This window comes from Ferrigenium straubiae, assembly GCF_051257895.1.
Lineage (GTDB): Bacteria > Pseudomonadota > Gammaproteobacteria > Burkholderiales > Gallionellaceae > Gallionella > Gallionella straubiae.
In genome coordinates, this window is sequence record NZ_CP194331.1 from 775,350 (window position 1) to 801,429 (window position 26,080).

General features: G+C 61.1%; 21 protein-coding genes. 13 read left to right on the forward strand and 8 right to left on the reverse strand.

The window, feature by feature from the left end; all coding sequences use genetic code 11:
* The first annotated feature begins 82 nt into the window (after window positions 1-82).
* The 5 genes from ACRRNM_RS03565 (at window position 83) to ACRRNM_RS03585 (ending at window position 8,268) form a co-directional block, all read left to right on the forward strand.
* The gene (locus ACRRNM_RS03565; protein WP_435626863.1) at window positions 83-1,936 is read left to right on the forward strand and encodes a single-stranded-DNA-specific exonuclease RecJ; all 1,854 of its coding nucleotides are present in this window, start codon (window positions 83-85) and stop codon (window positions 1,934-1,936) included.
* 4 nt (window positions 1,937-1,940) lie between these two features.
* Window positions 1,941-3,203, forward strand: coding sequence for an MgtC/SapB family protein (locus ACRRNM_RS03570; RefSeq protein ID WP_435626864.1), 1,263 nt, complete (start codon window positions 1,941-1,943; stop codon window positions 3,201-3,203).
* A 267-nt stretch (window positions 3,204-3,470) separates the two neighbouring features.
* Window positions 3,471-4,575 (forward strand): peptide chain release factor 2 gene (gene prfB / locus ACRRNM_RS03575; RefSeq protein ID WP_435626865.1). Its coding sequence is split into 2 segments (ribosomal slippage): window positions 3,471-3,551 and window positions 3,553-4,575, totalling 1,104 coding nucleotides; the frame shifts between segments, so codons are not numbered across the junction.
* A gap of 16 nt (window positions 4,576-4,591) precedes the next feature.
* Window positions 4,592-6,091, forward strand: a complete 1,500-nt coding sequence (gene lysS / locus ACRRNM_RS03580) for a lysine--tRNA ligase (protein ID WP_435626866.1) — start codon at window positions 4,592-4,594, stop codon at window positions 6,089-6,091.
* 11 nt (window positions 6,092-6,102) lie between these two features.
* Window positions 6,103-8,268, forward strand: coding sequence for a heavy metal translocating P-type ATPase (locus tag ACRRNM_RS03585; protein WP_435626867.1), 2,166 nt, complete (start codon window positions 6,103-6,105; stop codon window positions 8,266-8,268).
* 66 nt (window positions 8,269-8,334) lie between these two features.
* On the opposite strand, the gene ACRRNM_RS03590 is transcribed toward ACRRNM_RS03585, so the two are convergent.
* Window positions 8,335-8,820 (reverse strand): FKBP-type peptidyl-prolyl cis-trans isomerase, encoded by a 486-nt coding sequence (locus ACRRNM_RS03590; protein WP_435626868.1) that lies wholly within the window; start codon window positions 8,818-8,820, stop codon window positions 8,335-8,337.
* A complete protein-coding gene (locus ACRRNM_RS03595) occupies window positions 8,817-9,296 on the reverse strand; it encodes a peroxiredoxin (protein ID WP_435626869.1) in 480 nt (159 codons plus the stop codon). The genes ACRRNM_RS03590 and ACRRNM_RS03595 overlap by 4 nt, the downstream gene beginning before the upstream one ends.
* A gap of 194 nt (window positions 9,297-9,490) precedes the next feature.
* Between ACRRNM_RS03595 and ACRRNM_RS03600 the strand changes: the two genes are divergently transcribed.
* A complete protein-coding gene (locus ACRRNM_RS03600) occupies window positions 9,491-9,982 on the forward strand; it encodes a hypothetical protein (protein ID WP_435626870.1) in 492 nt (163 codons plus the stop codon).
* A 129-nt stretch (window positions 9,983-10,111) separates the two neighbouring features.
* On the opposite strand, the gene ACRRNM_RS03605 is transcribed toward ACRRNM_RS03600, so the two are convergent.
* The 4 genes from ACRRNM_RS03605 to dapA form a co-directional block, all read right to left on the reverse strand.
* Window positions 10,112-10,396, reverse strand: a complete 285-nt coding sequence (locus tag ACRRNM_RS03605) for a hypothetical protein (RefSeq protein WP_435626871.1) — start codon at window positions 10,394-10,396, stop codon at window positions 10,112-10,114.
* A gap of 62 nt (window positions 10,397-10,458) precedes the next feature.
* Window positions 10,459-11,226 (reverse strand): MBL fold metallo-hydrolase, encoded by a 768-nt coding sequence (locus ACRRNM_RS03610; RefSeq protein WP_435626872.1) that lies wholly within the window; start codon window positions 11,224-11,226, stop codon window positions 10,459-10,461.
* A gap of 18 nt (window positions 11,227-11,244) precedes the next feature.
* Window positions 11,245-11,928 (reverse strand): outer membrane protein assembly factor BamC, encoded by a 684-nt coding sequence (gene bamC / locus ACRRNM_RS03615; RefSeq protein ID WP_435626873.1) that lies wholly within the window; start codon window positions 11,926-11,928, stop codon window positions 11,245-11,247.
* A 25-nt stretch (window positions 11,929-11,953) separates the two neighbouring features.
* Window positions 11,954-12,832: a 4-hydroxy-tetrahydrodipicolinate synthase gene (gene dapA / locus ACRRNM_RS03620; protein WP_435626874.1), complete on the reverse strand. Its 879-nt coding sequence runs from the start codon at window positions 12,830-12,832 to the stop codon at window positions 11,954-11,956.
* A gap of 92 nt (window positions 12,833-12,924) precedes the next feature.
* On the opposite strand from dapA, the gene ACRRNM_RS03625 reads away from it, so the two are divergent.
* The 7 genes from ACRRNM_RS03625 (at window position 12,925) to ACRRNM_RS03655 (ending at window position 22,136) form a co-directional block, all read left to right on the forward strand.
* Window positions 12,925-13,188: a FeoA family protein gene (locus tag ACRRNM_RS03625; RefSeq protein ID WP_435626875.1), complete on the forward strand. Its 264-nt coding sequence runs from the start codon at window positions 12,925-12,927 to the stop codon at window positions 13,186-13,188.
* The gene (feoB, locus tag ACRRNM_RS03630) at window positions 13,185-14,972 is read left to right on the forward strand and encodes a ferrous iron transport protein B (protein ID WP_435626876.1); all 1,788 of its coding nucleotides are present in this window, start codon (window positions 13,185-13,187) and stop codon (window positions 14,970-14,972) included. Before ACRRNM_RS03625 ends, feoB begins: the two co-directional genes overlap by 4 nt.
* 518 nt (window positions 14,973-15,490) lie before the next feature.
* A complete protein-coding gene (locus ACRRNM_RS03635; RefSeq protein ID WP_435626877.1) occupies window positions 15,491-16,819 on the forward strand; it encodes a TolC family protein in 1,329 nt (442 codons plus the stop codon).
* Entirely contained in the window at window positions 16,816-19,911 is a 3,096-nt protein-coding gene (locus tag ACRRNM_RS03640) for an efflux RND transporter permease subunit (protein ID WP_435626878.1), read from the forward strand. The genes ACRRNM_RS03635 and ACRRNM_RS03640 overlap by 4 nt, the downstream gene beginning before the upstream one ends.
* On the forward strand, window positions 19,908-20,216 hold the full coding sequence (locus ACRRNM_RS03645; protein WP_435626879.1) for a DUF3240 family protein: 309 nt from the start codon (window positions 19,908-19,910) through the stop codon (window positions 20,214-20,216). The genes ACRRNM_RS03640 and ACRRNM_RS03645 overlap by 4 nt, the downstream gene beginning before the upstream one ends.
* Window positions 20,217-20,316: 100 nt before the next feature.
* The gene (locus ACRRNM_RS03650) at window positions 20,317-20,742 is read left to right on the forward strand and encodes a hypothetical protein (RefSeq protein ID WP_435626880.1); all 426 of its coding nucleotides are present in this window, start codon (window positions 20,317-20,319) and stop codon (window positions 20,740-20,742) included.
* Between the two features lie 146 nt (window positions 20,743-20,888).
* Window positions 20,889-22,136, forward strand: a complete 1,248-nt coding sequence (locus tag ACRRNM_RS03655; protein ID WP_435626881.1) for a carbohydrate porin — start codon at window positions 20,889-20,891, stop codon at window positions 22,134-22,136.
* 111 nt (window positions 22,137-22,247) lie between these two features.
* On the opposite strand, the gene ACRRNM_RS03660 is transcribed toward ACRRNM_RS03655, so the two are convergent.
* Both ACRRNM_RS03660 and ACRRNM_RS03665 read right to left on the reverse strand, forming a co-directional pair.
* Window positions 22,248-24,242 carry a UvrD-helicase domain-containing protein gene (locus ACRRNM_RS03660; protein ID WP_435626882.1) on the reverse strand — a complete coding sequence of 665 codons (1,995 nt, stop codon included), beginning with the start codon at window positions 24,240-24,242 and terminating at the stop codon, window positions 22,248-22,250.
* A 541-nt stretch (window positions 24,243-24,783) separates the two neighbouring features.
* The gene (locus tag ACRRNM_RS03665; RefSeq protein WP_435626883.1) at window positions 24,784-25,875 is read right to left on the reverse strand and encodes a hypothetical protein; all 1,092 of its coding nucleotides are present in this window, start codon (window positions 25,873-25,875) and stop codon (window positions 24,784-24,786) included.
* Window positions 25,876-26,080 lie beyond the last annotated feature (205 nt).

Below are 26,080 nucleotides of genomic sequence, written 5' to 3' on the forward strand. Positions count from 1 at the left end.
CACCTGCCCGAAAAAAACGAGGCGGCAAACGGCCAGTTTGCTACACTCGCACCAATTTTTCAGGATTCCACGCAGCAGCCCCATGCCCAAAATCACCCCGCGCAGCATCCCCCCCTCAGCCCTGCAGCGCCTGCTCGACAGCGGCTATACGCCGGCCCTGGCCAGGATTTTTGCAGCGCGCGGCATCGCGGATAGCGGACAACTGGACACCTCGCTTGCGGGCCTGCTGCCGTTCGACAGCCTGAAGGGTGCGCGCGAAATGGCGCGCTTGCTGGCCGATGCCATTGCGGCACACAAGAAAATCCTGGTCATCGCCGACTACGATGCCGACGGCGCAACCGCCTGCGCGGTGGCGGTGCGCGGCCTGCGCGGCTTCGGCGCGCAGGTTGATTTCATCGTGCCGAACCGCTTCGAATACGGCTATGGCCTGACGCCCGAGATCGTCCACCTCGCTGTGCAGCTGCCGCTTCGATACGGCACCGACAAACCATCCGATAGCGGAGAAACGGCAAAGCAGTTACTCCCGCAATCGGCTGGCTGCGCCATAACCAGCGACTTGGCGAGCGTAGTTGGCTCGCCTAGTCGAATGGCTAGCAGTTCCACCAGTAACGTGTTGCAACTGCCCCCGGACATCCTGCTCACGGTGGACAACGGCATCGCCAGCGTCGAGGGCGTCGCCGAGGCCAACCGCCTCGGAATGCAGGTGTTTGTGACCGACCACCACCTGCCCGGCGATACGCTGCCCGATGCGGCGTGCATCGTCAATCCGAACCAGCTCGGCTGCGCCTTCCCGAGCAAGCACCTCGCGGGCGTCGGCGTGATGTTCTACGTGCTGCTGGCGTTGCGTGCCGAGCTGCGAACCAGAGGGCTGATAACCGAGGAGCAGGGACGGAAACTCCTCGAGTTGCTCGATCTGGTCGCGCTGGGCACCGTCGCCGACGTAGTGAAGCTGGACCGGAACAATCACATCCTCGTGCAGCAAGGCCTGCGCCGCATCTGCGCCGGACGCGCCTGTGCCGGCATTAACGCCCTGTTGCAGGTAGCCGGGAAGCGCGCAGAAAAAATCTCCAGCCAAGACCTGGGCTTCACCGTCGGGCCGCGCCTGAATGCGGCGGGAAGGCTGGACGACATGAGCCTGGGCATCGCCTGCCTGCTGGCCGATGACGATGCCGCCGCGATGCAGATTGCCGCAAGGCTGGACGCCCTCAACCGCGAACGGCGCAGCATCGAGGCCGACATGCAGGACAGCGCGCTGGTGGCGCTGGAGCAAGTCGATGTCAGCGGCAACTTCAGCCTCGCGCTGTTCGACGAAGCCTGGCATCAGGGCGTGATCGGCATCCTCGCGTCGCGCCTCAAGGACCGGTTCCACCGCCCCGTGATCGCCTTCGCGCGTGCCAATGATGGCGAACTGAAAGGCTCGGGGCGCTCCATTGCAGGGCTGCATCTGCGCGATGCACTCGATCTCGTCAGCAAGCGCCACCCTTCGCTCATCAGGAAATTTGGCGGGCATGCGGCCGCCGCGGGCCTGAGCATCGCCGAAACAGATTTTGCAAATTTTGCCGCCGCCTTCGAGCAGGTCGCCGCCGAACTGCTCGATGAAAGCGACCTCGCGCAACGCATCGAGACCGACGGTGCGCTGGAGCATGCCGAGATGAGCCTCGACGTGGCGCGCCTACTGGACGAACAGGTATGGGGCCAGGGCTTCCCCGCCCCGCAGTTCAACGACGACTTCGCCGTGCAAAACCAGCGCGTGGTCGGCGAAAGACATCTGAAGTTGCACCTGAAGAAGGAAGGAAAAACAATCGAGGCGATACTGTTCGGGCACAACGAGCCGTTGCCCGAACAAATCCATGCCGTATACAGCCTGAGCGTCAATGAATACAATGGTTCGCAGAGCCTGCAACTCATCATCCGCCACTGGCACGCAAGGGAGTGAAGCAATGGAAACCGGCTTTCTGCAGGGCAATGGCATCGAAGCCTTGCCGCAGTTCCTCACCAGCCTCGCCATTGGCCTGCTGATCGGGCTGGAGCGCGAACGCAACCCCTCGACCAAGGCCGGGCTGCGCACCTTCGCGCTGGTCGCCGTGTTCGGCACCATGGCCGCGCTGCTCTCCACGAAACTCGCTTCGCCCTGGCTGCTGATTGCCGGTCTAATTGCCGTGGCCGGAACAATCGTCGCCGCCTACCTCAACAGCCCCCGCGAGGAAAGCGATCCCGGCACCACCACCATCATCGCGCTCGTGCTGTGTTACGGGCTGGGCGCAATGGTCTGGTACGGGCTCGCAAAGCTCGCCGTAATGCTGGCGATCGGCATCACCGCCCTGCTCTACTTCAAGCCCGAACTGCGCGGCCTGTCACAGAAACTCACGCGCCGCGACCTGGTTGCAGTGCTGCAATTCTCCGTACTGACTTTTATTGTGCTGCCGATTCTGCCCAACCAGAATTACGGCCCCTATGATGCCTTCAACCCGCATCAGGCCTGGCTGATGGTAGTACTGATCTCCGGCATCAGCTTGGCCGGCTATGCCGCGCTGCACATGGTAGGAACCCGCTATGGCGCGCCGCTGCTGGGCTTCCTCGGCGGCTTGGTTTCCAGCACCGCCACCACGATGATCTACGCAAAGCACGGCAAGAGCAACCAGGCCATGCTGAACCTCGCCGCATCGGTGATCGTGATTGCCGGCATGGTAGTGCTGCTGCGCCTCATGGTGGTCAGCGCCGCGGTCGCCTATGGCGCGCTGCCCGGCCTGCTGCCGGTGCTGGCAGGTGGCCTGCTGTTCGGTTTGCTGGTCGCGCTGTACAACTGGCGCAAGCTGGGCAAGGCCGCCGAACTCTATGTGCCGGAGACCACCAACCCGGCCGAACTGCATGCCGCAATCGGCTTCGGCCTGCTGTATGTCGCCGTGCTGCTCGGCTCGGCGTGGATGACAGACATCGCGGGCAGCCAGGGTTTGTATGCCGTGGCGCTGGCATCTGGGCTGACCGACGTGGATGCCATCACCCTGTCCAGCCTGCGCCTCTTCAACCTCGGCCAATTGAGCGAGCAGCAGACCGTCACGGCGATCGCGCTCGCCGTCCTGGCCAATCTCGCCTTCAAGTTCGGCATGGTGTTTTTCATCGGCGGCCGGGCGCTCGCCAAACAGGTCGCCACCGGCTTCAGCGCAATCGCCTGCGGGGTAATAGCGGGTTTGTTTGCGCTATAATCGCGCCCTTTCTGATTCCGTCCACACTGACTGCCTCTAGAAATTCGTTTCTCGGGATAGCAGGCCGGACACGGTGATGCGAAGCATTTGGTGCGGGTAGGCCTGCTGCTCCGCGCTCCCGCACCGGGAGGCTGCGCCACACCGTGTCGCGCGGGCACCGCAAGGAGCCGCACAGCGAATGACGAGGCATATCGGATTGATAGACGAGAAATGAGCGAGCACGCGACGCCGCGATTCGCCCGATAAACGGATTTATAGAGGTAGTCCATGGAAGCCGAACAACTCAACGCCCTTTCCAACCAGCTGCAGGACTTAAGTCTGCGTAGCGCCGAACTGCGGAGGTATCTTTGACTTCGATACCAAGCAGGAACGTTTAGTCGAAGTCTCGCAGCTCTCCGAAGACCCCGCCATCTGGAACGACGCGAAGCGCGCGCAGGAACTGGGACGCGAGCGCAAGATGCTGGAAGGCGTAGTGCTCGGCCTGACGGAAATCCAGCAGAATCTTTCCGACGCCGCCGAGCTGTTCGAGATGGCGAAGGCGGAAAACGACGAGGGCAGCCTCCAGAGCATCGCCGCCGACGTGGAGGACGTGCAGAAGCGCGTCGAGGCGCTCGAATTCCGCCGCATGTTCTCCAACCCGGCCGACCCGAACAACTGCTTCATTGACATCCAGGCCGGCGCCGGCGGCACCGAGGCCTGCGACTGGGCATCCATGCTGCTGCGCATGTATCTGCGCTATTGTGAGCGCAAGGGGTTCCAGGTCGAAGTGCTGGAAGAAACGGCGGGCGACGTCGCCGGCATCCGCAGCGCCTCGCTGAAAGTCGAAGGGGAATACGCCTACGGCCACCTGCGCACTGAAACCGGCGTACACCGCCTGGTGCGCAAATCGCCGTTCGACTCCTCAGGCGGCCGTCATACCTCGTTCGCCAGCCTGTTCGTCTATCCCGAAGTGGACGACTCCATCGAGGTCGAAATCAATCCCGCCGACCTGCGCGTGGACACCTTCCGCGCATCCGGTGCCGGCGGCCAGCACATCAACAAAACCGATTCGGCGATCCGCATCACCCACATCCCGACTGGCATCGTGGTGCAGTGCCAGAACGATCGCTCGCAGCACAAGAACCGCGCCGAAGCCATGTCCATGCTGAAATCGCGCCTGTACGAAGCTGAATTGCGCAAACGCCAGGCCGAACAGCAGAAACTGGAGGAAACCAAATCCGACGTCGGCTGGGGTCACCAGATCCGCAGCTACGTGCTGGACAACTCCCGCATCAAGGATCTTCGCACCAACGTAGAAATCTCCAACACGCAGAAGGTGCTCGACGGCGACCTCGACCCCTTCATCGAAGCCAGCCTGAAACAAGGCGTTTAATAAAAAGAGAACTATCATGACCGAACAGACCGCACAATCTCAGGACACCAACCAGATCATCGCGGAACGCCGCGCCAAGCTGAATGCGATCCGCGAGCAGGGCGTCGCCTTCCCGAACGACTTCGAGCGCAAGCATCTCGCGGGCGATCTGCATGCCGAGTATGGCGAGAAGACGCACGACGAACTGGAGGCCGCGCAGGTTCACGTCGCGGTGGCCGGGCGCATGATGCTGAAGCGCGTGATGGGCAAGGCCAGTTTCGCGACCATTCAGGACATGAGCGGGCGCATCCAGCTATTCGTCAGCAACGGCGACACTGGCGAGGAGGCTCACAGCACCTTCAAGCACCACGACCTCGGCGACATCCTCGGCGCGGTCGGCGTGCTGTTCAAGACAAAGACCGGCGAGCTTTCCGTGCGCGTTACGCAAATACGCCTGCTGACCAAGGCGCTGCGTCCGCTGCCGGAGAAGTTCCACGGCCTGTCCGATCAGGAGCAGAAATACCGCCAGCGCTATCTCGACCTGATCACCAACGAGGACGCGCGCAAGGTGTTCATGACGCGCACCCGGATCATCCAGGCAATCCGCGAATTTTTCATCCGCCACGGTTATCTGGAAGTGGAGACGCCAATGATGCACCCGATCCCCGGCGGCGCGTCGGCCAAGCCGTTCGAGACGCACCACAACGCGCTGGACATGAAGATGTATTTGCGCATCGCGCCGGAACTCTACCTCAAGCGTCTGGTGGTGGGCGGCTTCGAGAAGGTGTTCGAGGTCAACCGCAACTTCCGCAACGAGGGGCTGTCCACGCGGCACAACCCGGAATTCACCATGCTGGAATTCTACGAGGCGTACCGCGATTACAAATACCTGATGGATTTCAGCGAGAGCCTGTTCCGCGAAGTGGCGCAGAAAGTGCTGGGCACAACGCTCATCACCTACCAGGGCAAACCACTCGACCTGGACAAGCCGTTCCACCGCCTGACCATGGTGCAGGCGATCCAGAAATACCATCCGCAATTCACCGGCGCGCAACTCAACGACCGCGAGTTCGTCGTCAGCGAGCTGCAGGACCTCAAGGCGAAGTACAAGCCGGAGGACGGCCTCGGCGGGCTGCAACTGTCGCTGTTCGAGGAGCTTGCCGAGCCGCACCTGTTCGAACCGACCTTCATCGTCGATTATCCCGTCGAGGTATCGCCGCTGGCGCGCAGCAGCGATACGCGCCCCGGCATCACCGAGCGCTTCGAACTGTTCATGGTCGGCCGCGAGATCGCCAACGGTTTCTCCGAACTGAACGACGCCGAAGACCAGGCCGCGCGCTTCGACGCGCAGGTCGCGGCGAAGGAAGCCGGCGACGAAGAGGCAATGTACAAGGACAACGACTATGTGCGCGCGCTGGAATACGGCCTGCCCCCGACCGCCGGCCAGGGCATCGGCATCGACCGCCTGGTGATGCTGCTCACCGACAGCGCGAGCATCCGCGACGTGATCCTGTTCCCGCACATGCGGCCGGAGTAACGCAGTCGCGCATGGCCGGACCAGCCCACATCGACCTGCAAATCACCGGCATGCACTGCGCGTCCTGCTCGGCGCGCCTCGAAAAAGTCCTGAACCAGTTGCCGGAAGTGGCGGCCACGGTGAACATCGCCACCGAAAAGGCGCATATCGACTACAACCCGCAGCAGACCGACCTTGCCGCCCTGATCAAGGCCGTGCAGGGTGCCGGCTTCGATGCTGCTCCGTTGCGCGACTTCGCCGCCGAAAAGCAGGCGCGCCTTGTCGCCTACCGCCGCGAGCAGGTGCAATTCGCCATCGCGGTGCTGCTCTCCCTGCCGCTGCTCATGGAAATGCTGCTGATGTTCTTCGGCGTCCACCTCATGATGCCTGGGTGGCTGCAATGGCTGCTTGCCACGCCGGTGCAATTCTGGAGCGGGCGGCGCTTCTACTCCGGCGCATGGAGCAGCCTGAAGAGTGGCGGCAGCAACATGGACGTACTGGTCGCACTCGGCACGAGTGCGGCCTACTTCCTCAGTTGCGCGGTGCTGCTCTTCAATTTCGACCAGCCGCTCTACTTCGAGGCGAGCGCCGTACTCATCACGCTGATCCTGCTCGGCAAGCTGCTCGAGGCGTGCGCCAAGGGCAAGGCCTCGGGCGCGCTGGAGGCACTGGTCAACCTGCAGCCGAAAATGGCGCATGTCGAGCGCGACGGCGTCATACAGGAACTGGCAGTCGAACGCATGCAGGCGGGCGATATGTTCCTGGTGCGCCCCGGCGAGAGCGTGCCGGTCGACGGCATGGTGCTGGAAGGCTCATCCAGCATGGACGAGGCCATGCTCACCGGAGAAAGCCTGCCGCAGGGCAAGCAGGCCGGCGACAAGGTCTATGCCGCGACGCTCAACCAGCACGGCCTGCTCAAATGCCGCGCGCTGGCAGTTGGCTCGCATACCCAGCTCGCCGCGATCATCCGCCTCGTGGAGCAGGCACAAGGCTCGAAGGCCGCGATCCAGAAGCTCGCCGACCAAATTTCCGCCGTGTTCGTGCCGGTTGTGCTGGCCATCGCACTGCTGACGCTGGCCGCCTGGTGGCTGCTCGGCGGCAGCTTTACCACCGCGCTGATCAACGCGGTGTCCGTGCTCGTGATCGCCTGCCCCTGTGCGCTCGGATTGGCGACACCCACCGCCATCGTCGTCGCCACCGGGCGCGCCGCGCAAGCGGGCATCCTGGTCAAGGATGCCGCTGCGCTGGAGCGCGCCCACCGGCTTTCGGTGCTGGTGGTGGACAAGACCGGCACGCTGACCGAAGGAAAACCGGGCGTAACCGACCTGCTGCCCGCACCGGGAATCTCGCCGGACGAACTGCTGCAGACCGCGGCGCGGCTGGCGCAAGGCTCCACGCATCCGCTGTCGCATGCCCTGCTCGATTGCTCACGCGAGCGGCAGATCGTCCCGGCGCAGGCCGCCGGCATCCGGGAAGTCCCCGGCCACGGCCTGCATGCAGACATTGACGGGAGACGCTACCTGCTTGGCTCCCCGGCCTTCGCCATGCGCGAAGGAGTCACAATCGACGAACAACAGATTCTCGCCCTTCAGCAACAGGGCAAGACGGTGATCGCGCTCGCGTACGACGGGAAGTTGCTGGGCTATATCGCTCTCGCCGACCAGTTGCGCCCCGGCAGCCACGCCGCGGTGGCACAGCTCGCCGCAATGGGCGTCCGTGTGGTGATGCTGAGCGGCGACAACCGCGCCACCGCACAGGCCATCGCGGCACAGGCGGGCATTTCGGAATTCCACGCCGAGGTGCTGCCACAGGATAAGGCCGCGCAGGTGCAATCGCTCAAGACTGACGGGCAACTGGTCGGTATGGCCGGCGACGGCATCAACGACGCACCTGCGCTGGCCGCCGCGGATGTGAGCTTCGCGATGCGCAGCGGCAGCGACATCGCCATCGAGGCGGCGGACCTCACCCTGATGCGCAACGACCTCGCGAGCGTGGCGGACGCGATCTCGCTGTCGCGCGCCACGTTGAAGAAAATCCGCCAGAACCTGTTTTTCGCCTTTGCCTACAACGTGCTGGGCATTCCACTCGCCATGCTCGGCATGCTCAATCCGGTGATCGCCGGCGCGGCGATGGCGATGAGCTCGGTGTCGGTGATCAGCAACGCGCTGCTGCTGAAGCGCTGGCAGCGGCAGGCATAAAATGGAGTTATTCGGCTTCTCTGCAGAAGCGCAGGCGGTTAGGACCGTTCCTGCTGGAGTAAAACACTAGTGAATATGGCCACCTTCATCGTGCACATGCCCATGCGCCAGCTCCTCTGAGGTAGCCGGGCGCACGCCGGTCACGGTGCAATTGAAGGACAGCGTCTTGCCGGCCAGCGGATGGTTGCCGTCCACCGTCACTTCGTCGTCGGTCACATCCACCACGGTGTAGAGCAGATAATCCTCATCTTCGGAATTATCGGGGCCGCCCTCGAACTGCATGCCAACCTTGACATCCTCGGGAAATGCATTGCGCGCCTCCACCTCGACCAGCTCGTGGTCATATTCGCCGAAAGCATCGTCGGGCTGCAGGGTCACGTTGCATTGGTCGCCGACATCCTTGCCGTGCAAGGCCTCTTCGACCAGTGGAAAAATACCGTCATAGCCGCCATGCAGATAGCTGACCGGATCCTCGACCTTTTCCAGCAGTTCGCCCGTGGAGTCGAACAATTCGTAGCGCAGCGAAACAACGGTATCTTTGGCAATTTTCATTTCAGTTCCTTTATCAGTTTAAAGACTTCCTGCGCGTGTCCATGTGCATGAACGCCATACATCACATGGCGCAACATGCCCTGCTTGTCAATCACAAAAGTGGATCGTTGGACGGCATGCTTTTTGTGCCCGTCCACTTCCTTTTCAACCATCACGCCATAGCGCTTGCAGACACGCGCCTCGGGGTCGGAGAGCAGCAGTACCGACAGCCCGTATTTGTCGCGAAACGACGCATGGCTCAGGCAATCATCGCGGCTGATGCCGACCACGAGGGTATCCAGCTTGACGAAATCGTCATCGAGTTCGCTGAACTCGTTGGCTTCCATGGAACAGCCCGGTGTATTGTCCTTGGGGTAAAAATACAGCACGACATTTTTTTTGCCCCGCTGCGAGGTAAGCACAAAAGTTTCCATGTCCGCATCCGGCAATTCGAAATGCGGTGCTTCCATTCCGGTAGTGAGATGAACAGTCTGCATAGATGTTTCCCCCTATGCGGCATTTTAAACACATTTCGGCTGCATTATAAAAATTTTTGTGCCGCCATATCCGGCATGGGACAACTATAATCCTACCCATTAAAAATTGTGCTGCATGCCCGATCGGATGAAATGCTTTACCGGCGATACTTGGGCAGCTAATATTTTCCCCCTCTGGATTTCAGGAGCAAATCATGAGTGACGGCACGCTGCAACACACCAGACTGGACGGCATCGTGGACTACACTGCCGCACTGGATACGCTGTGCAAGCTGGCGCGCCGCGATCTGTGTCTGTTTGACAAGAACTTCGACGGCCTGGGATTCAACACCGAAGTGCGTTACGAGACGCTGCGCAGTTTCCTGCTCGCAAGCCCCGCCAACCGGCTGTTCGTGCTGGTGCACGATACCCGCTACCTGTCCACCCTGTGTCCACGCATGATGATGCTGCTGCACCGGTTCGGCAGCAGCATGTTCATCCATCAAACGCCTGACAGGCTTCATCAGGTCACCGAATCCTTTTCGGTTGCGGATGACGCCCATTATGTGCGCCGTTTCCACTTCGACGACCCGCGCGGCATCCTGGCGCAGCACGACCCGGAAAATGCGCGCATCCTGAAATCCCGTTTCATGGAAATGTGGGGGGCTTCACACCCGGCAGCAGCCACTTCAAGGCTCGGGCTGTAAAAAATAGTTGCCGCCCCCCCTTGTTTTCCTGTATGCAAGAGCTAGAATACGCCGCCTTCGATTTGGGGGTATTCCCGTTTCGATTTCGGGAGCTTCAAAATCAGGTAAAAAATTTTGTGCTTTTTAACTTCAATCTCCCAAGGAAATTAATAATGAAACTCTCTGCTCTCGTTGCTGCTCTGCTGGCTCTTGCCTTGACCGCTTGTGGTGGAAAACCTGCTGAAGCTCCTGCTGCCGCACCGGCTCCTGCCGCTGCTCCCGCACCGGCTCCTGCTGCTGAAGCCGCTTCCGCACCTGCTGCAGCTGCAGCTCCCGCTGCTGAAGCTGCTCCGGCTGCTGCTGCCGCTCCTGCTGCAGCAGCACCTGCAGCAGCACCTGCACCTGCTGCTGCACCTGCTGCAAAGCACTAAGCATCGCGCTTCTCAAGCAGTACAAAAAGCCGGCGCAAGCCGGCTTTTTTATTTTCCTCACCCTGCTCAGATAATTTCGCGCCAGCCGAACCCCTCTTCCTGCGTCGCCACTTCCACCCAGCTCGCTTCGCAGTTCAACGCGCCACTCAACGCCTGCACCGCGAGCCCTGCAGTGTTGTTTTTGCGGCTCAGGTGCGCGGCAACCAGATGCTGCAGACGGCTCGCATCCAGCCGGCCCAGAATACCGGCAGCATCCCGGTTGTTCAGATGTCCGAAGCGCCCGCCCACGCGCTGCTTGAGACTGTATGGATAATCGCCGTCCCTCAGCATGCCGCTGTCATGATTGCATTCCAGCACCAGCGCATGGCAACCACTCAGGGTCTGTTCGATATATGCCGTGCTGCAGCCGGCATCGGTCAGTACGCCAAGCCGCCGTGCGCCATCGCTGAAAACAAACTGTACCGGCTCGACTGCATCGTGCGGAACCGGGTAGGGGGTAATTTGGATCTCACCGATTGCAAATGCTTGGTGGGGATCGATTTCATGGAGACAGGTAATATCGGAAAAATCTACTGCCTGGCTGCGCAAGGTGCCGTGGGTAAGCCAGACCGGCAGGTTGAATTTTCGCGCCAGCCGTGCCACACCGCCAATGTGGTCGCCATGCTCATGCGTGACGGCAATGCCGCTCAGTTGATCAGCGGATACTCCCAGCCGCGCCAGCCGCGAAACCGTGTCCTGCAAGCCGAAGCCGCAGTCCATCAGCACCAGCGTCCGGCCGGCAGCAACCAGCAGTGCATTGCCTTCGCTGCCGCTGCCCAGAGAGGCGAACTTCATGAAGCAGGCTGCCGGCAACTACTGATTGATATTCTTGTAAATCGCCTCAACCATCTGCTTGGCCGCATCATCGCTCGCGCCGTCCTGATCGGTAACGGACACTTCGCATGCCGCACCGCCATCCTTGACGTTCACGCGATAACGCGTATTGTTGTTTTCGCCGCTCTTCCAGAACTGCAGCTTATCCAGCCAGTCGCGCTCCACCTTGGCCGGGCGCAGGAAGTAGATGCCCCTGGCACGATCCTTGTCTTCCACCGCCAGCCCGGCGCGCTCGATAGCCAGCCCTGCCCTGCGCCAAGAGCGGTCGAACGTATCGTTAACCACGATAATCTTGCTGCCGTCGAAAATCTCCTCCAGGCTGGCCGATCCTGCCGGTCCGGAGGCATTGATCGTCGTTTTGCTGCTTGTTGCCGTCACGCTGGCTGCCCTGGTTTCGCTCGCTGACGCTTCCTTGGTATCGCCGGCTTGGGCTGCACCACCCTTGCGGTACTGGGAATAAGTCGCCACCCCTTCATCTTCGCCCTGCGGCACCTTGAAGCGTTCATCGCTAGGGGGCGTAGTCAGGTCAGGCGGCACTTCGAGCGCCGGAACCTGGCCAGCCTCGGTACCGTAATCGACACGCTTGCCGCCCAGGCCAAGCGACTTGCAACCCGCCAGCGAAACCAGCGCCACACAGAAAATCCCGATCTGCCAAACTTTCATTGTTTCTCTCCTGCTATACAGCCAATTAATTGAGTGCGCCGGCCTGGCGCATCGCCACCTCGACCGCCCCGTGCGCAGATTGCGACAGGGGCGTGAGCGGCAGGCGCAACGCATTTTTCATCTTGCCCATGCGCGCCACCGCCCACTTCACCGGGATCGGATTAGCCTCGACGAACAAGTTGCGGTGCAAGCCGAGCAAGCGGAAATTGATTTCGCGCGCCCTCGCAACCTCGCCGTTCAGGGCCGCCGCACACATCTCGTGCATCAGCCCCGGCGCGATGTTCGCCGTCACCGAAATCGTGCCGTGCGCGCCGAGCAGCATCAAGGCCAGCGTGCTGGCGTCGTCGCCGCTGTATACCGCAAAGCCTTCCGGCGCGCGCTGCAGCAGGTCGCTGCCGCGCTCGATGTTGCCGGTCGCGTCCTTGATGCCGACGATATTGGAAATCTGCGCCAGGCGCAGCACGGTGTCGTTGCTCATGTCCGCCACAGTGCGTCCCGGCACGTTGTACAGGATGTGCGGCATATCCACCGCCTCGGCGATGGTCCTGAAGTGCTGGTACAGACCTTCCTGGGTCGGCTTGTTGTAATAGGGCACCACCGTCAGCGACGCCTCCGCGCCGGCCTTTTTCGCGAACGCCGCCAGCTCGATCGCCTCCCGGGTCGAGTTCGCCCCGGTTCCGGCGATGACTGGAATGCGCCCGGCCGCGTGCTTCACCGCCTCGGCGATCAGCAGCTCATGTTCCGCCACGTCCACGGTGGGCGATTCGCCGGTGGTACCGACCACCACGATGCCGTCCGTCCCCTGCGCGATGTGAAAATCAATCAATGCCCGGAATGCCACCAAGTCGAGGCTGCCGTCCTCGTGCATCGGCGTGACGATTGCAACGATACTGCCCTTGATCATTTTTCCTGCCACCAAAATAAAGTGCTGCATTCTACCGCAATACGGCAACGCGCCAAAGGGCGGCGCGACAAAAGATGCGCCCCTGTGGAATAATGGCGCCACTGTTGAATTTACCCTTTGCCATGCCTTCGACCACCCTGGCCACCCTGCACCCCGGCGAGTCCGCGACCATCGTCGCGATCCACGCCGAAGAAGCCCTGCATCAGCGCCTGCTCGCGCTGGGCTTCCGCAGCGGCAACCAGATCGAGCTGATCCGCAAGGCCAGCTTCTCCGGCCCCCTGCAGGTGCGCATCGGCACCACCGACATCCTGCTGCGGCGCAGCGAGGCCGCCAAGATCACGGTGTGCAAGGTATGAAGCGCGTCGCGTTGCTCGGCATGCCCAACACCGGCAAGTCCACCCTATTCAACCGCCTGACCGGGGGCGCGGCGCGCGTCGGCAACTGGCCGGGCATCACCGTCGAACTGCTCAGCGGCAAGATCCTGCTGGGCAGCGACATGGTGGAAGTCATCGACCTGCCCGGCATCTACGACCTGCACGGCTTCTCGGACGACGAGCAGGTGGTGCGCCACTTCCTGCACGACAACGTGCCGGATCTCGCGCTGGTCATCCTCAACGCCACGCAGATCGAGCGCCAGATGAGCCTGCTGCTGCAGCTCAAGCAGCTCAACATGAACATGGTGGTGCTGCTCAACATGGCGGACGAAGCCAAAAAATACGGCATCACCATCGACGGCCGAAAAATGTCCGATCTGCTGGGCGTGCCAGTGTTCCTGCTCAGCGGCAAATACGGCAACGGCTACCCGGAAGCCCTGCAGGCGATCACCAAGGCGCTGCGCTATCCCACGCCCGGCATGGCCGAACAACTGCGCAGCAAGCTCGAGCAGGACGTGCATATCGAAGCGGAAATGGCGCGCGTGCTCAAGCATGCCGTACAAATCCCGGCGCAACTGCCGGAAAACCTCACCGAGAAACTCGACCGCGTGATGCTGCACCCGTGGCTGGGGCTGCCGATCTTCTTCGCCATCATGTACCTGCTGTTTCAGGGTATCTTCCTGCTCGGACAGCCGCTGCAAAACGGCGTCGCCGCGCTGTTCACCTGGCTGCGCGAGGCCGCGCTCGCACCGCTGCTGGGCGGGCTGCCGCAAGCCGTGCAAGGGCTGCTGCTCGATGGCATCTACAACGGCGTCGCCACCGTCGCCGCCTTCGTGCCGGTCATCGTGCTGTTCTTCCTGTTCATGGCGATGGTGGAAGACAGCGGCTACCTGTCGCGCGCCGCATTCCTGATGGATGCGCTGATGGCGCGCCTCGGGCTGGACGGGCGCGGCTTCGTCATGCTGCTGATGGGCTTCGGCTGCAACGTGCCCGCGCTGATGGGCACCCGCGTGATGCGCTCGCGCGCGATGCGCCTGCTCACCATGCTGGTGATTCCGTTCTCGCTGTGCTCGGCGCGCCTGCAGGTGTTCGCGTTCATCACCGCCGCGCTGTTCTCACCCAGGAACGCGCCGATCGTCTTGTTCAGCTTGTACCTGTTCAGCTTCGTCGCCGCGATCCTCACCGCACTGCTGTTCAAGAGCAAGTTCCAGAGCAGCGAACCGTTCGTGCTGGAACTGCCACCGTACCGATTCCCCACTGCCTACCAGATCGTCATGCGCGGCTGGCTGGAAATCCAGCACTTCCTGCGCCGCGCCACCAAGTTCATCATCGCCGGCGTCGTGCTGATCTGGCTGCTAACCCACCTGCCGCCGTCCGCCGCGCCCGCCAGCAGCGACACGCTGGCCGGCATGATCGGCGGCTTCCTGCAACCTATCTTCGCACCGATCGGCATCAACGAACAGCTCACCATCGCGCTGCTCTTCGGCTTCGTCGCCAAGGAAATCGTCATCGGTGCGCTCGCGGTGATCTACGGCCTGAGCGGCACAGCGCTGAGCAACGTGCTGGGGCAGCAACTGGACTGGGTGCAGGCCTACAGCTTCATGCTGTTCACCCTGATCTACATGCCGTGCATCTCGGCCATCGCCACGCTGCGCAGCGAATCCAAGAACATGGGCTTCACCCTGTTCTCCATCGGCTGGTCGCTGGCCCTCGCCTGGCTGGCAAGCTTCGCGTTCTACCAGGGTGCGCGGGCGCTGGGGTACTAAGCAGCATTTCAATGCTGCAATGGCAGACGCTGACAACCGCAACAATGCGTCACTATTAGTGGTATAGTCCGCCGCCATGCGTACTTGCCTTCTGTTTCTTCTTACTATCGTGCTCTCGCTGAATGCCGCCTATGCAGCATCAGTAGGCATTTGTGATGCTTTGGAACAGAAGCAGGGGCATGCTTCACATATCGGACACCATAACCACGAACATGGCGATGACCACGACACACCGCCGCCCGGTGCAGATGATGCAGGCAAGACGCACAACCACGACCATGCACACCCTAGCTTCTCCTCCATTCTGCCGGGTATCGTTAGCGTAATGCCGCTGTCAGGATACAGCCTCCGGTTTACAACTCCAGCCGGTACTTTCGTCTCGGCACCACCACATCTCATCGAGCACCCACCCAGAGCAACTCTCGCCTGATCCGGCGAGGTTCTTCCAGTATCGTTTTTTCGCAATCAGCGACACTAGGCCTCGCCAAATTCAAACGTAGTTGCGTCTGGAGAATCCGATGCTTAGATTGTTATTGCCGCTGGGAATGGCGGCACTGTATTCCATCCCCGTTATTGCACAAACAACCATCGCCACGGCACCTGTTGATTCCATTAAGGCTGACACCTTGTCGGAGCCAGCAAGAAATACCAAAGTCTGGACGCTTGAATCGGCAACCCGTCGCGTGCTGGAAGTGGCGCCGGAGCGCCGGCAGTCCGACGCCGCAGTAGATATGCGCCAGGAGGAATTGACCCAGGCGGGAGCTTGGCCAAATCCAAGCATCGACCTGCGTGCTGATAACAGAATCGGGCAATTGAGCGGACAAGGAGGAACAGGTCTCGCACAGTTGGCACTCTCCCAGCCGCTTCCGTTCCGGCGAATTTCACGTCAACGTGCCGCAGCCGAGTCAGGCCTTTCGGCAGCGCGAGCTAACCGCCAGGCCCAGTCTCTGTTGCTGGAACATGAAGCGGCCAACGTCTTTCATGCGGTGCAGTTTGCCGCAGCGAAACGCCAACTAGCCAAAGAGCGCCTGGAATTTACCAATAATTTCGCAGCAGGCCAGATAACAGCCTATGGAGATCGCCTGAAACGCTATCTGTCGCCGCTTGAACTGGGGCGGCTCGCAATCATGCGCGAGGATGCCCGTCAGGGAGCCATCCTGGCCGAGCGCGACTATGAGAATGCCCGCATCGGGTTCAAGAATCTGCTTGGCCTTGCGGACGGAGCCGCTGCCGAGACCACTCTGCTGACTCTTCCAGCTCGTCCAGCTTCGTTCGAAGCCTTCGCTCATGAACTCGATCGCCATCCCGCCATCGAGGCGGCGCGCCATGAGACGGAGGCAGCGAGGGAGGGAATCGAAGTGGCCGAATCGCAGCGTTATCCGGATCCCGTATTGAAACTGTTCCGTGACCGGGATTTCAACAACGGCGCAACGATCAACGTAACGGGAATAGGCGTCGGCATGGAGATTCCGATCCTGAACCGGAATCGCGCTTTGGAAGGCAAGGCCAGGGCCGAGGCCGAGGCAAGCCGTGCGCGTTACGAGGCGCTGGTTCGGGACGCCAGGACGCGTCTGGAGCAGGCATACGCGCAACTGCTCCGCCTGCAGAACCAGACCGAGCAGGTGAACGCGAACCTGATTGAACCCGCACGCAAAATCTTTGAACTTACGCGCCGCAGTTTTGCCGCAGGCGAGTCCAACGTCCTTGCGCTGGTGGACGCGAACAACGCCTACTTCGATGCCCGTGCCCGTTATCAGGAGTTGTTGCAGGCATGCGCGCTGGCCTCGGTCGATCTGCGGCTTGCTGCCGGATTGTCCATCGTCGGCGGGCAGGAGGTTCAGCCATGATCGCCGCGCTCATCCGATTCGCGCTGATCCAGCGCCTGATGATGCTGATCATCGCCGTCGCGGTGGTTGCCGGCGGCCTGTGGGCGTTCCGCACGCTGCCCATCGACGCCTTCCCCGACATTTCGCCGCCGCAAGTACAGGTGCTCGTCAAGGCGCCGGGTCTTGCGCCGACCGAGGTTGAATCGCGCATTGCCTTCCCGATCGAGATGGAGATGCAGGGCATCCCGCGCCTGAAACTCCTACGTTCGACCACCAAGTACGCAATATCCAACATCGTCATCGATTTCGAGGACGGCACCGACATCTATTGGGCGCGCCAGCAGGTCGCGGAGCGCCTGAACCAGGCCAAGGGCGCGCTGCCCCAGGACGCCGAAGTGGTGCTCGCGCCGATAGCCACCCCCTTGAGCGACATCTACATGTACCGCGTCAGGGGCGAAGGCTATTCGAGCAGCGAACTGCGCAGCATCCAGGACTGGGTGATCCGCCCACAGCTGCGCGCCGTGGACGGAGTGGCCGACGTGAACTCGATGGGCGGCCTGGTGCGCGCCTTCGAGGTGCGCCCAGACCCGGGCAAACTCGCCGCTCAGGGTTTGGCCATCGACGATCTGGAGCGCGCTATCGGGCGCAACAACCGCAATGCCGGCGGCGACCGCGTCAACCGCGAGGACAAGATGCTGCTGGTGCGCACTGTCGGGCAGCTCAGGGATGCAGACGACATCCGCCGCATCACCGTGGTGACGCGCGGCGGCGTGCCGTTGCGCATCGGCGATGTCGCACAGGTCGCGGAGGGATCGCTGGTGCGTTACGGCGGTGTCACGGCGGACAGCGAAGGCGAGATCGTAACCGGCCTCGCGCTGCTGCGCGTCGGCGCCAACAGCCGCACCGTGGCAGAGGCCGTCAAGCAGGAACTCGCACGCCTTACGCCCACGCTCCCGAAGGGCGTCACCATCGAACCATACTATGACCGCACCGACCTCATCAACGCTGCCGTGCTCACGGTGGAGAAGGCGCTCGGCGAGGCGGTAATACTGGTGATCCTGGTGCTGATCGTGCTGCTCGGCAATCTGCGTGCGGCGCTCACCGTGGCGCTGATCCTGCCTTTGACGGTGCTGTCCACCTTCATCCTGATGAACCTGTTCGGCGTCAGCGCCAACCTGATGTCGCTCGGAGGGCTTGCCATCGCCATCGGCATCCTGGTGGATGCTGCCGTGGTGGTGGTGGAGAACATCCACGCCCAACTCGCGCATGCACCCAAGGGGGTGAGCCGCTTGCATCTGGTCTATCGCGCCGCGGCCGAGGTTTCCACCCCGGTGCTGTCCGGCATCCTGATCATCGTCATCGTGTTCCTGCCGCTGTTCTCGCTTACCGGACTTGAAGGCCGCATGTTCGGACCGCTGGCGCTGACCATCGTGTTCGCGCTGATGGGGTCGTTACTGCTGTCGCTCAGCGTAATCCCGGTGCTGGCGAGTTTCCTCATGCGCTCCGGCGCGCATGGCGAAGATCGCATGCTGGCGGCGATCAAGCGCGTGTACCTGCCGGTGATGCGCTGGGCGCTTGAATATCGCAAGTCCGCCGTGCTCGGGGCGATTTTGCTGCTCGTAGCGGCTGGGTCGTTGTTCCCCCTTATCGGCAAGGAGTTCATGCCGGCGATGGACGAGGGAAAAACGGTGGTGAACCTGGAAAAATCCTCGGACATATCGCTCGAGGCTTCGCTCGCGCTGGACAAGCCGATCCAGAAGGCGATCCTGGAAATTCCCGAGGTCACCGGCATGATCTGCCGTAGCGGGGCCGACGAATTGCGGCTCGACCCGATGGGTTTCTACCAGACCGACTGCTTCCTGCAGACCAAGCCGCGCGAGGATTGGGGCTACGGGCTCGAAGCCTTCCAGGAGAAGCTGCGCGAGAAACTCGAACCCTTCGAGGCGCTGGGCGTCGAGGCGGGTTTCAGCCAGCCGATCGACATGCGCGTCTCCGAAATGCTGTCCGGGGTACGTGCCGATGTCGCCATCAAGCTCTTCGGCGAAGATTTCGCCGTGCTTGAGGAATTGTCCGGCAAGATCGAGGCAATCGTCCAGCGCACCCGAGGCGCGAGCGACATATTCCGTGCGCGCCTTTCCGGGCAAGGTTACCTCACGGTCGCCATCGACTCGGCAAAACTCGCACGTTACGGTCTCAACAACGAGGATGTGAACGCCGTGGTCGAATCCGCGGTCGGCGGCAAGGTGGTGACCGAGATCATCGAAGGTAGCCGTCGCTTCGGCGTGCTGGTGCGCTACCCGGAAGCCGCGCGCGCCTCGTCCGCAGCAATCAAGGAACTCCTCATCAAGACCGCGGGTGGCGCGCTGGTGCCGCTCGGAGAAGTCGCCAAGGTGAGCGAAGTTGACGGCCCGGTGCTGATCCAGCGCGAATCGGCGCGGCGGCTGGTCGCCGTGCGCACCAACGTCGAGGGGCGCGATGTCGTAGGCTTCGTCGAGGAACTGAAGGCCGCCATCGAACGTGAGGTAAAACTGCCCGAAGGCTACCACATCGACTACGGCGGTCAGTTCGAGAACCAGCAGCGCGCGGCGCAACGCCTGGCGGTGGTCGTGCCGGTATCGATTGCGCTGATTTTCTTCATGCTGTTTTCGACCTTCCGGTCAGTTCGCCAAGCGGGTTTGATTATCCTGAATATCCCGTTCGCCCTGATCGGCGGGGTGGTGAGTCTCTACCTCTCCGGGCTTTATCTATCGGTGCCGGCATCGGTGGGCTTCATCACGCTGTTTGGCGTGGCGGTGCTCAACGGTGTAGTGATGGTGGCCTATATCAATCAGTTGCGCGAAACTGGACGCACGGTGCTGCAAGCGGTGCAGGAAGGTGCGGAGCGCCGACTGCGGCCGGTGCTGATGACGGCGCTCATTGCCAGCCTCGGCCTCGTGCCGATGCTGCTCGCCACCGGCCCCGGCTCCGAGCTACAGCGGCCACTGGCCGTGGTGGTGATCGGCGGGCTATTCACCTCCACGCTGCTTACGCTGGTGCTGTTGCCCACACTCTACGCCTGGATCGAGACACGTGCCGAGCTGCGCATCAGGAATCCCCAAAGGAGCCCCCTATGAAAAATCTTACGTTGATCGTGCATGCCGATATTCAGCGTGCGCTTGCGGATACGCTGCACAGCCTTGAGCAGGTAACCGGATTTACCTTCATCCAGGTCGAGGGGCACAGCCCTCAGGATGAATATGACCCGGCGCTTTCCGCGCGCGACCGCGTGATCGGCTATACGCCGTACGTTCGTGTGGACATTCTGCTCAAGGACGAGGATGTGGACGATGTCTTGCAGGCGTTGCGAGCCGCCGACTGCGGTCTGACCGGGCGCGGCATCTATCAGGTGACTACGGTTGAAAAACAGGGGGCGTTATGAATCAGATGAACTTGCGGCATGAGGAAATCACCGGCTGTGTTGCTTTTCGAGCGCTTGATATAAATCAAGCAGCTTCAACTTTTTAATGAAAGGAATTACCATGAGCAAATATTACTTGAGCATACTGGCAATCTTGATGTTTACAGGTTGCGCCAGCCCAACTCACCCGTTGGACAAACAAGGCAGTGCACCGTTTGTTGGTGGCGAATTGGTGCATGATCGTGGGGAAGGCAATCTCCTTGTGCTGGAAGCGCCGGATCGCCGTTATGAGGCTCGCGGCTTTGCCGTCGATCGACAGACCAATCTGGCGGAACTGCGCAAGCGCTACTATGGCGTCAATCCGAAGCACTGGGATCGAATCTTTTCCGGTCTCGATACCGAACATGTGGTTTACTCCATTGAGACGATTGCCAGATCCGCAGATGGACATGAAGTCTCGTGCCGCTTGGTATGGAAATTCAACACCAAGCCAGCGGGAGTGTGTGCCGATCAGGCCGGGGGCTCGTTCCCGGTTCGATTTAGGTAACGTTTAAGGGTAGGTTGTCTTGTCAGCCAAGTCGTGCATTTTTGGGAAGGAATTGTGCGACTTTGGCTAGAGGATGTTGTTCTGTGTAGTGGCTAGCTTTCAACAGACGGACAGTGTCGCTGTGATAATAAAAAAGGGGGGGGGGAATGATTCTTCAATATGTTTTTACCTTGGCTATAGCCATTGGTTGCATCGGTTCTGTTGTGGCCGCAGAAGAGAAGGGGCCAGACTGGAATACGGAGACGCTTACCGGTGATTGGGGGGGCGTGCGCTCCAACCTTTATAACAAAGGAATTGAGCTAGGCTTTACCCACAAGAGCGATGTTCTTTCCAATCTATCCGGCGGGATCAAGCGGGGCACGGTATGGATGGGCAACACAGAAGCCAGGGTCAAGATGGACCTGGAAAAGCTGTTGGGATGGAAATCCACTACTGCTTACGTCCAATATCACAGCCAACTCGGTAGCAAATTTAACCGGGATTATGTCGATAGTTTCGTTATCGTGGACAACATCGAGGCGAATAACACGGCACAGTTTTTTCAGGCCTGGATTCAAAAGGGTTTCTATGATGAAAGCCTGTCCGTACTGTTCGGCCTGTATGCGATAGATTCCGAGTTCTACGTCAACGATACCTCCGCTGTGTTTACCCAGACCCCTTATGGCATGGCGAATGATTTGGGGCAGTCTGGCATGAATGCTCCGCCTATCTTCCCTGTGGGAGCATTGGCGCTCCGTTTAAAATACACCTCGCAGGATAAAGGCTTCTACGCTCAATACGCGCTGACGGATGGAGTGCCGGGCGACCCCAACAACCCGCGCGGCACGCATATCCAGTTGAACAAGGGCGATGGGACGCTTTCCATTGTAGAACTTGGGCTCACGCCGCAACCTGCCCCGTCGGAAGAAGGCGAGTATTTCAACAAGACGGCTATTGGCTATTGGCGCTACTCCTCTCGTTTTAGCGACCTTGACCCTCTCAACCCCATACTTCATCCAAGTCAAGGAGCTTATTTCCTGGCGGAGCGCACGCTGATGAACGAAAAGGATCATCCGGAACAAGGATTGGCAGGCTTTGTGCGTTACGGTGTCGCCAGCAAGGACATTCATCAGTCGGACTGGACCGGCAGCATAGGTCTGCGTTATCACGGCCTGATTGCCGGACGCGACGACGACATCGCAGCCATTGGCGTTACCGTCAGTCATGCCAGCCCAACATTTCAACGGCTGAATAACAGCCTGAGCAGCGAAACAAGCACCGAAGCGACCTACCGTATACAGGTTAATCCTTGGCTTGCGGTTCAGCCAACGGTGCAATATGTCCTCCATCCGAATATGAATCCCGCGCGGCAGAACGTATGGATCGCAGGGGCTCGTGTGGAAATCAATTTCTAATCGAATAGCTAAAGGGAATAGGCAATGGCAAATTGCTGCAACGACAAGGCCTGTGGGATTGAAGCGCCTCACGTTGCGTTGGGCAACCGGGGCAATCAAGAACTTCCCTGATTAGCCCGGCTCCTTGTTCAGCATCGCCTTCAGCCGCGCCAGCTTGTCCATGCCCTCGCCCTTGCTGACGGTCGGCGCGGCTTCCTTGTGGCCTCCCGCATAGACCAGCTCCCCTTGCGGCATCTCCTCCAGGAAGCGGCTCGGCTCGCAGGCCGCCCAGTCCTTGCCGCGCTTGCGGCGGTTGCAGTAGCTGATCTGCAGGCTGCGCTCCGCGCGCGTGATGCCGACATACATCAGGCGGCGCTCCTCCTCGATCTGTTTCTCGTCGCTGTCGCGAAACGGCAGGATGTCCTCCTCCGCGCCAACGATGAACACATGCGGGAACTCCAGCCCCTTGGCGGCGTGCAGCGTGGAGAGCGTCACCGCATCCGGCTCCTCATCCTTGCCCTCCAGCATGTTGATCAGCGCGATGGTCTGCACCATGTCGATCAGCGACTTTTCGTCGGCCTCGGCCCTGCGCTTGAGCCAGCCGATGAATTCCTGCACGTTCTCCCATCGGGTCTGCGCCTGGCGTGGCTCGTGGCTGTCGTACAGCCAGGCCTCGTAGTCGATCGCGCGCAGCAGCTCGTCGAGCAGTTCGCCGCACGGGTCCTTGTCGGCGCGCTCCTGGAGGCGGTTGATGAAGTTGCAGAAAATCAGCAGGTCTTCGTGCTGGCGCGGCGGCAGTTGCTGCTCCATCTCGACCTCGAAAGCCGCCTCGAACAGGCTGACCTGGCGCGCCCCGGCGTGTGCCCCGAGCTTTTCCAGCGTGGTGTTGCCGATGCCGCGCTTCGGCGTGGTGATCGCGCGGATAAAGGCGGGATCGTCGTCCGGATTGGCGATCAGCCGCAAATACGAAGTGATGTCCTTGATCTCGGCGCGCTCGAAGAACGACTGGCCGCCGCTCACCGTATAAGGCGCGTGCTGCGCGCGCAGTTGCTCCTCGAAGGCGCGTGACAGGTGGTTGCTGCGGTACAGGATCGCGTAGTCGGCAAAGCGCGTGCGGTGCTCGAACTTGTGCGCCATCAGCTTCATCACCACGCTCTCGGCCTCATGCTCGTCGTCGCGCGCCGCGTAGACGCGCACCGGATCGCCGATGCCGTGATCGCTCCACAGGTTCTTCTCGAACACCTTGGTGTTGTGGTTGATGAGGTGGTTCGCCACCTTGAGGATGCGCTGCGAGGAGCGGTAGTTCTGCTCCAGCTTGATGACGCGCAGCTTCGCGTAGTCGTTGCGCAGGTTGTGCAGGTTCTCGATGCTCGCGCCGCGCCACGCGTAGATCGCCTGGTCGTCGTCGCCCACCGCGGTGAACGCGGCGCGGTGCCCCGCCAGCAGCCGGGTCAACTGGTACTGGCAATCGTTGGTGTCCTGGTATTCGTCGATCAGCAGGTAGTGCAGCCGGTTCTGCCAGCGGAACAGCGCCTCGGGGTGCTCCTTGAACAGCACCACCGGCAAATGGATCAGGTCGTCGAAATCCACCGCCTGATAGGCGCGCAGCGTCTCCTGGTAGCGCGCATAAATCCGCGCATGGATCCTGGCTTCGTCGTTCTCCGCGACCTGCGCGGCCTGCTGCGGCGCGATGAAGGCCGACTTCCAGTTGGAAATCTGTGTCTGGATGTCGCGGATTTCCTGCTTGTCGCCGGAATTGGCCAGCTCGCCGATGATCTTCCAGGTATCGCCGGAATCGAAGATCGAGAACTGCGGCTTGTAGCCCAGCAGCGCAGCCTCCTTGCGCAGGATGTTCATGCCCAGCGAGTGGAAGGTGCTCACCACCAGCCCCCTCGCATCCTTGCCCTGCAGCAGCGCGCCGACGCGCTCGCGCATCTCGCTGGCCGCCTTGTTGGTAAAGGTGATCGCGGCGATGTTGCGCGGCGCATAGCCGCACTGCTGCACCAGATGGACGATCTTCTGGGTGATGACGCGCGTCTTGCCGCTGCCCGCGCCGGCCAGCACCAGCAAGGGGCCGTCGAGATAGGTCACCGCTTCGCGCTGCGCGGGATTGAGCTTGTCCAACATTTCAGGGAGTTAACGGGTGAATGAGTGTTTCTGGAAGGGGCGCATGATACCAAAGCATCCCTGCCGGGGCGATGACGTCCGCGCTATTATAGATAGAGTTCCTGACTTCCAACCCCAACTGGTGGAGGCAAGCTTGGTGTCAGCGCGCCCTCAGGTGGTTAACGTCACGACTCCCCGAAATGCGATCAATTTCTTACACCTGTACCGATATTCCGCTGCCTCTTGCAACTCTTGTCGCCCGGCTCGCACTCGGCCAGTTCGCGGAATTTTTCCTGGCAGTGCCGATCAGCGAGTCCTCGGGTTTGGGGCCGGTTGACTGCACCTGTCAAATACTGTTGCTGCCTCTGGTTTGGCAGGCGCACTGGCCGACGACGCCATGATCTGCCATGGCCATATCCATCGCCTTATTGCAGGCCTCATCACGCACTGGGAGCCGTAGCCATGGAAGTGTAGATTGCGCCGCCGCCCACAGCCGCTTTTGGCAGCTTGCACAGATAGCCGCCATGGTCACCGTGAAGCCGTTGTCATTTGCGAATCCGGTTCAGTTGCACCCGGGCCGGACATCCGTCACTTCTATCCGAACTTGATCCAGCGCACATGCAGGCTTGGGTTCGATCTTGGAGTTGTCCATTCCCCATCCGATAAAGTTGGTTAAAACACCGTTACTGGTAACCCGGCTGCCCGGACAGCTCGCCTGGTAGTACACGTCAATACAAAAAAGCACCTTCTTTATCTTTGGCATTGACCCGGTGGCGCGATAAGAAGGGTCAAATTCTTGTACGACCCGGAGGCGTATACCCTGCTTCATCGCGGCCAAATAGGCCTCTTTCGCCTGCTGTTCCGCTGCCTGCTCCGCCTGCTTTTTGGCCAGGCGATCCGCTTCCTCGCGCTGGCGCTGCTTTTCCCGCTCACTGGCGCGCTCCTGCTGCGCCTGCTCGTCCCTGCGGCGCTGTTCCTCGCGCTGCTGCGCCTCGCGTTCTTGGCGCTGGCGTTCGGCGGCACGCTCCGCCTCCGCACGGCTCTGGTTTTCGCGGTCGCGCACATCCGCCTGCGCCAGTTTCTCGCGCGACTGCCGCGCCTCCTCGTTTCTCCGGGCTTCCCCCCGCTGTTCCGCCTCTCGCTCCTTCCGTTCCGCATTGGCGTGTTTTTGCGCAGCGGCCCGTTCGGCTTGCGCGCGATTGATTTCCCTCACAGACGCGAGTGCCTGACGGTTCATTCTGTCAATGGATTCGAAATTTTTGTTGATTCCATCCATCATGGCCGCGTAAGTCTCGGCGCTGGAATTCCCGGCATACTCCCGCTCCTCCCGTTGTCCCTCCCGTTCCTCTGCCTCCCTCCGTGCCTGCCGTTCGCGTTCTTCCATGGCCTCCGCCAGCTGGCGTGCTTCCTCTTCGCGCCTGCGTGCTTGCTCGGCGCGCTGCCGCTGCTCCTCGGCGATGCGTGCCTTCTCTCCCACGACACCCTGGCGCGCCGCCGCCAGGATCTTCTTGTCTTTCCCGCCGTTCGCCACCTTGGCCGCCTTGGCGAGCTCCTTTTCGCTGCACGAAAAATCGCGCGCGCGGGTGCAATCGTTGGCGCGGTCGATGGCCGCCTGGAAATCCTGCTTGTCCATCTGGTCGAGTTGCTCGGCCATGTCGAATAAATTTTCCTGGGTTTTTGCCTGCACCGGCGCGCAGGCAAGAACTGCGGCAGCCAGGATTGCCGCGAACGGCAAGGAGTCGCGTAACGGGATAATTTTCATGGTGATCCTTTAACAAAATTATTCGTGGGGGCTTCGCCCCCGTTCCCCAAAATAAAAACCTGATCTCCGTTGCCGCGTTCACCGCAAATTTCACAAG

Coding starts and splice junctions, on each gene's coding strand:
- ACRRNM_RS03625 (WP_435626875.1), top strand. CDS start 12,925: ATGGCGCCACTGTTGAATTTACCCTTTGCCATGCCTTCGACCACCCTG.
- dapA (WP_435626874.1), bottom strand. CDS start 12,832: ATGATCAAGGGCAGTATCGTTGCAATCGTCACGCCGATGCACGAGGAC.
- ACRRNM_RS03565 (WP_435626863.1), top strand. CDS start 83: ATGCCCAAAATCACCCCGCGCAGCATCCCCCCCTCAGCCCTGCAGCGC.
- ACRRNM_RS03570 (WP_435626864.1), top strand. CDS start 1,941: ATGGAAACCGGCTTTCTGCAGGGCAATGGCATCGAAGCCTTGCCGCAG.
- ACRRNM_RS03660 (WP_435626882.1), bottom strand. CDS start 24,242: ATGTTGGACAAGCTCAATCCCGCGCAGCGCGAAGCGGTGACCTATCTC.
- ACRRNM_RS03635 (WP_435626877.1), top strand. CDS start 15,491: ATGCTTAGATTGTTATTGCCGCTGGGAATGGCGGCACTGTATTCCATC.
- ACRRNM_RS03665 (WP_435626883.1), bottom strand. CDS start 25,875: ATGGCCGAGCAACTCGACCAGATGGACAAGCAGGATTTCCAGGCGGCC.
- ACRRNM_RS03595 (WP_435626869.1), bottom strand. CDS start 9,296: ATGCAGACTGTTCATCTCACTACCGGAATGGAAGCACCGCATTTCGAA.
- ACRRNM_RS03610 (WP_435626872.1), bottom strand. CDS start 11,226: ATGAAGTTCGCCTCTCTGGGCAGCGGCAGCGAAGGCAATGCACTGCTG.
- ACRRNM_RS03640 (WP_435626878.1), top strand. CDS start 16,816: ATGATCGCCGCGCTCATCCGATTCGCGCTGATCCAGCGCCTGATGATG.
- ACRRNM_RS03585 (WP_435626867.1), top strand. CDS start 6,103: ATGGCCGGACCAGCCCACATCGACCTGCAAATCACCGGCATGCACTGC.
- ACRRNM_RS03645 (WP_435626879.1), top strand. CDS start 19,908: ATGAAAAATCTTACGTTGATCGTGCATGCCGATATTCAGCGTGCGCTT.
- ACRRNM_RS03605 (WP_435626871.1), bottom strand. CDS start 10,396: ATGCTTAGTGCTTTGCAGCAGGTGCAGCAGCAGGTGCAGGTGCTGCTG.
- feoB (WP_435626876.1), top strand. CDS start 13,185: ATGAAGCGCGTCGCGTTGCTCGGCATGCCCAACACCGGCAAGTCCACC.
- bamC (WP_435626873.1), bottom strand. CDS start 11,928: ATGAAAGTTTGGCAGATCGGGATTTTCTGTGTGGCGCTGGTTTCGCTG.
- lysS (WP_435626866.1), top strand. CDS start 4,592: ATGACCGAACAGACCGCACAATCTCAGGACACCAACCAGATCATCGCG.
- ACRRNM_RS03590 (WP_435626868.1), bottom strand. CDS start 8,820: ATGAAAATTGCCAAAGATACCGTTGTTTCGCTGCGCTACGAATTGTTC.
- ACRRNM_RS03600 (WP_435626870.1), top strand. CDS start 9,491: ATGAGTGACGGCACGCTGCAACACACCAGACTGGACGGCATCGTGGAC.
- ACRRNM_RS03650 (WP_435626880.1), top strand. CDS start 20,317: ATGAGCAAATATTACTTGAGCATACTGGCAATCTTGATGTTTACAGGT.
- ACRRNM_RS03655 (WP_435626881.1), top strand. CDS start 20,889: ATGATTCTTCAATATGTTTTTACCTTGGCTATAGCCATTGGTTGCATC.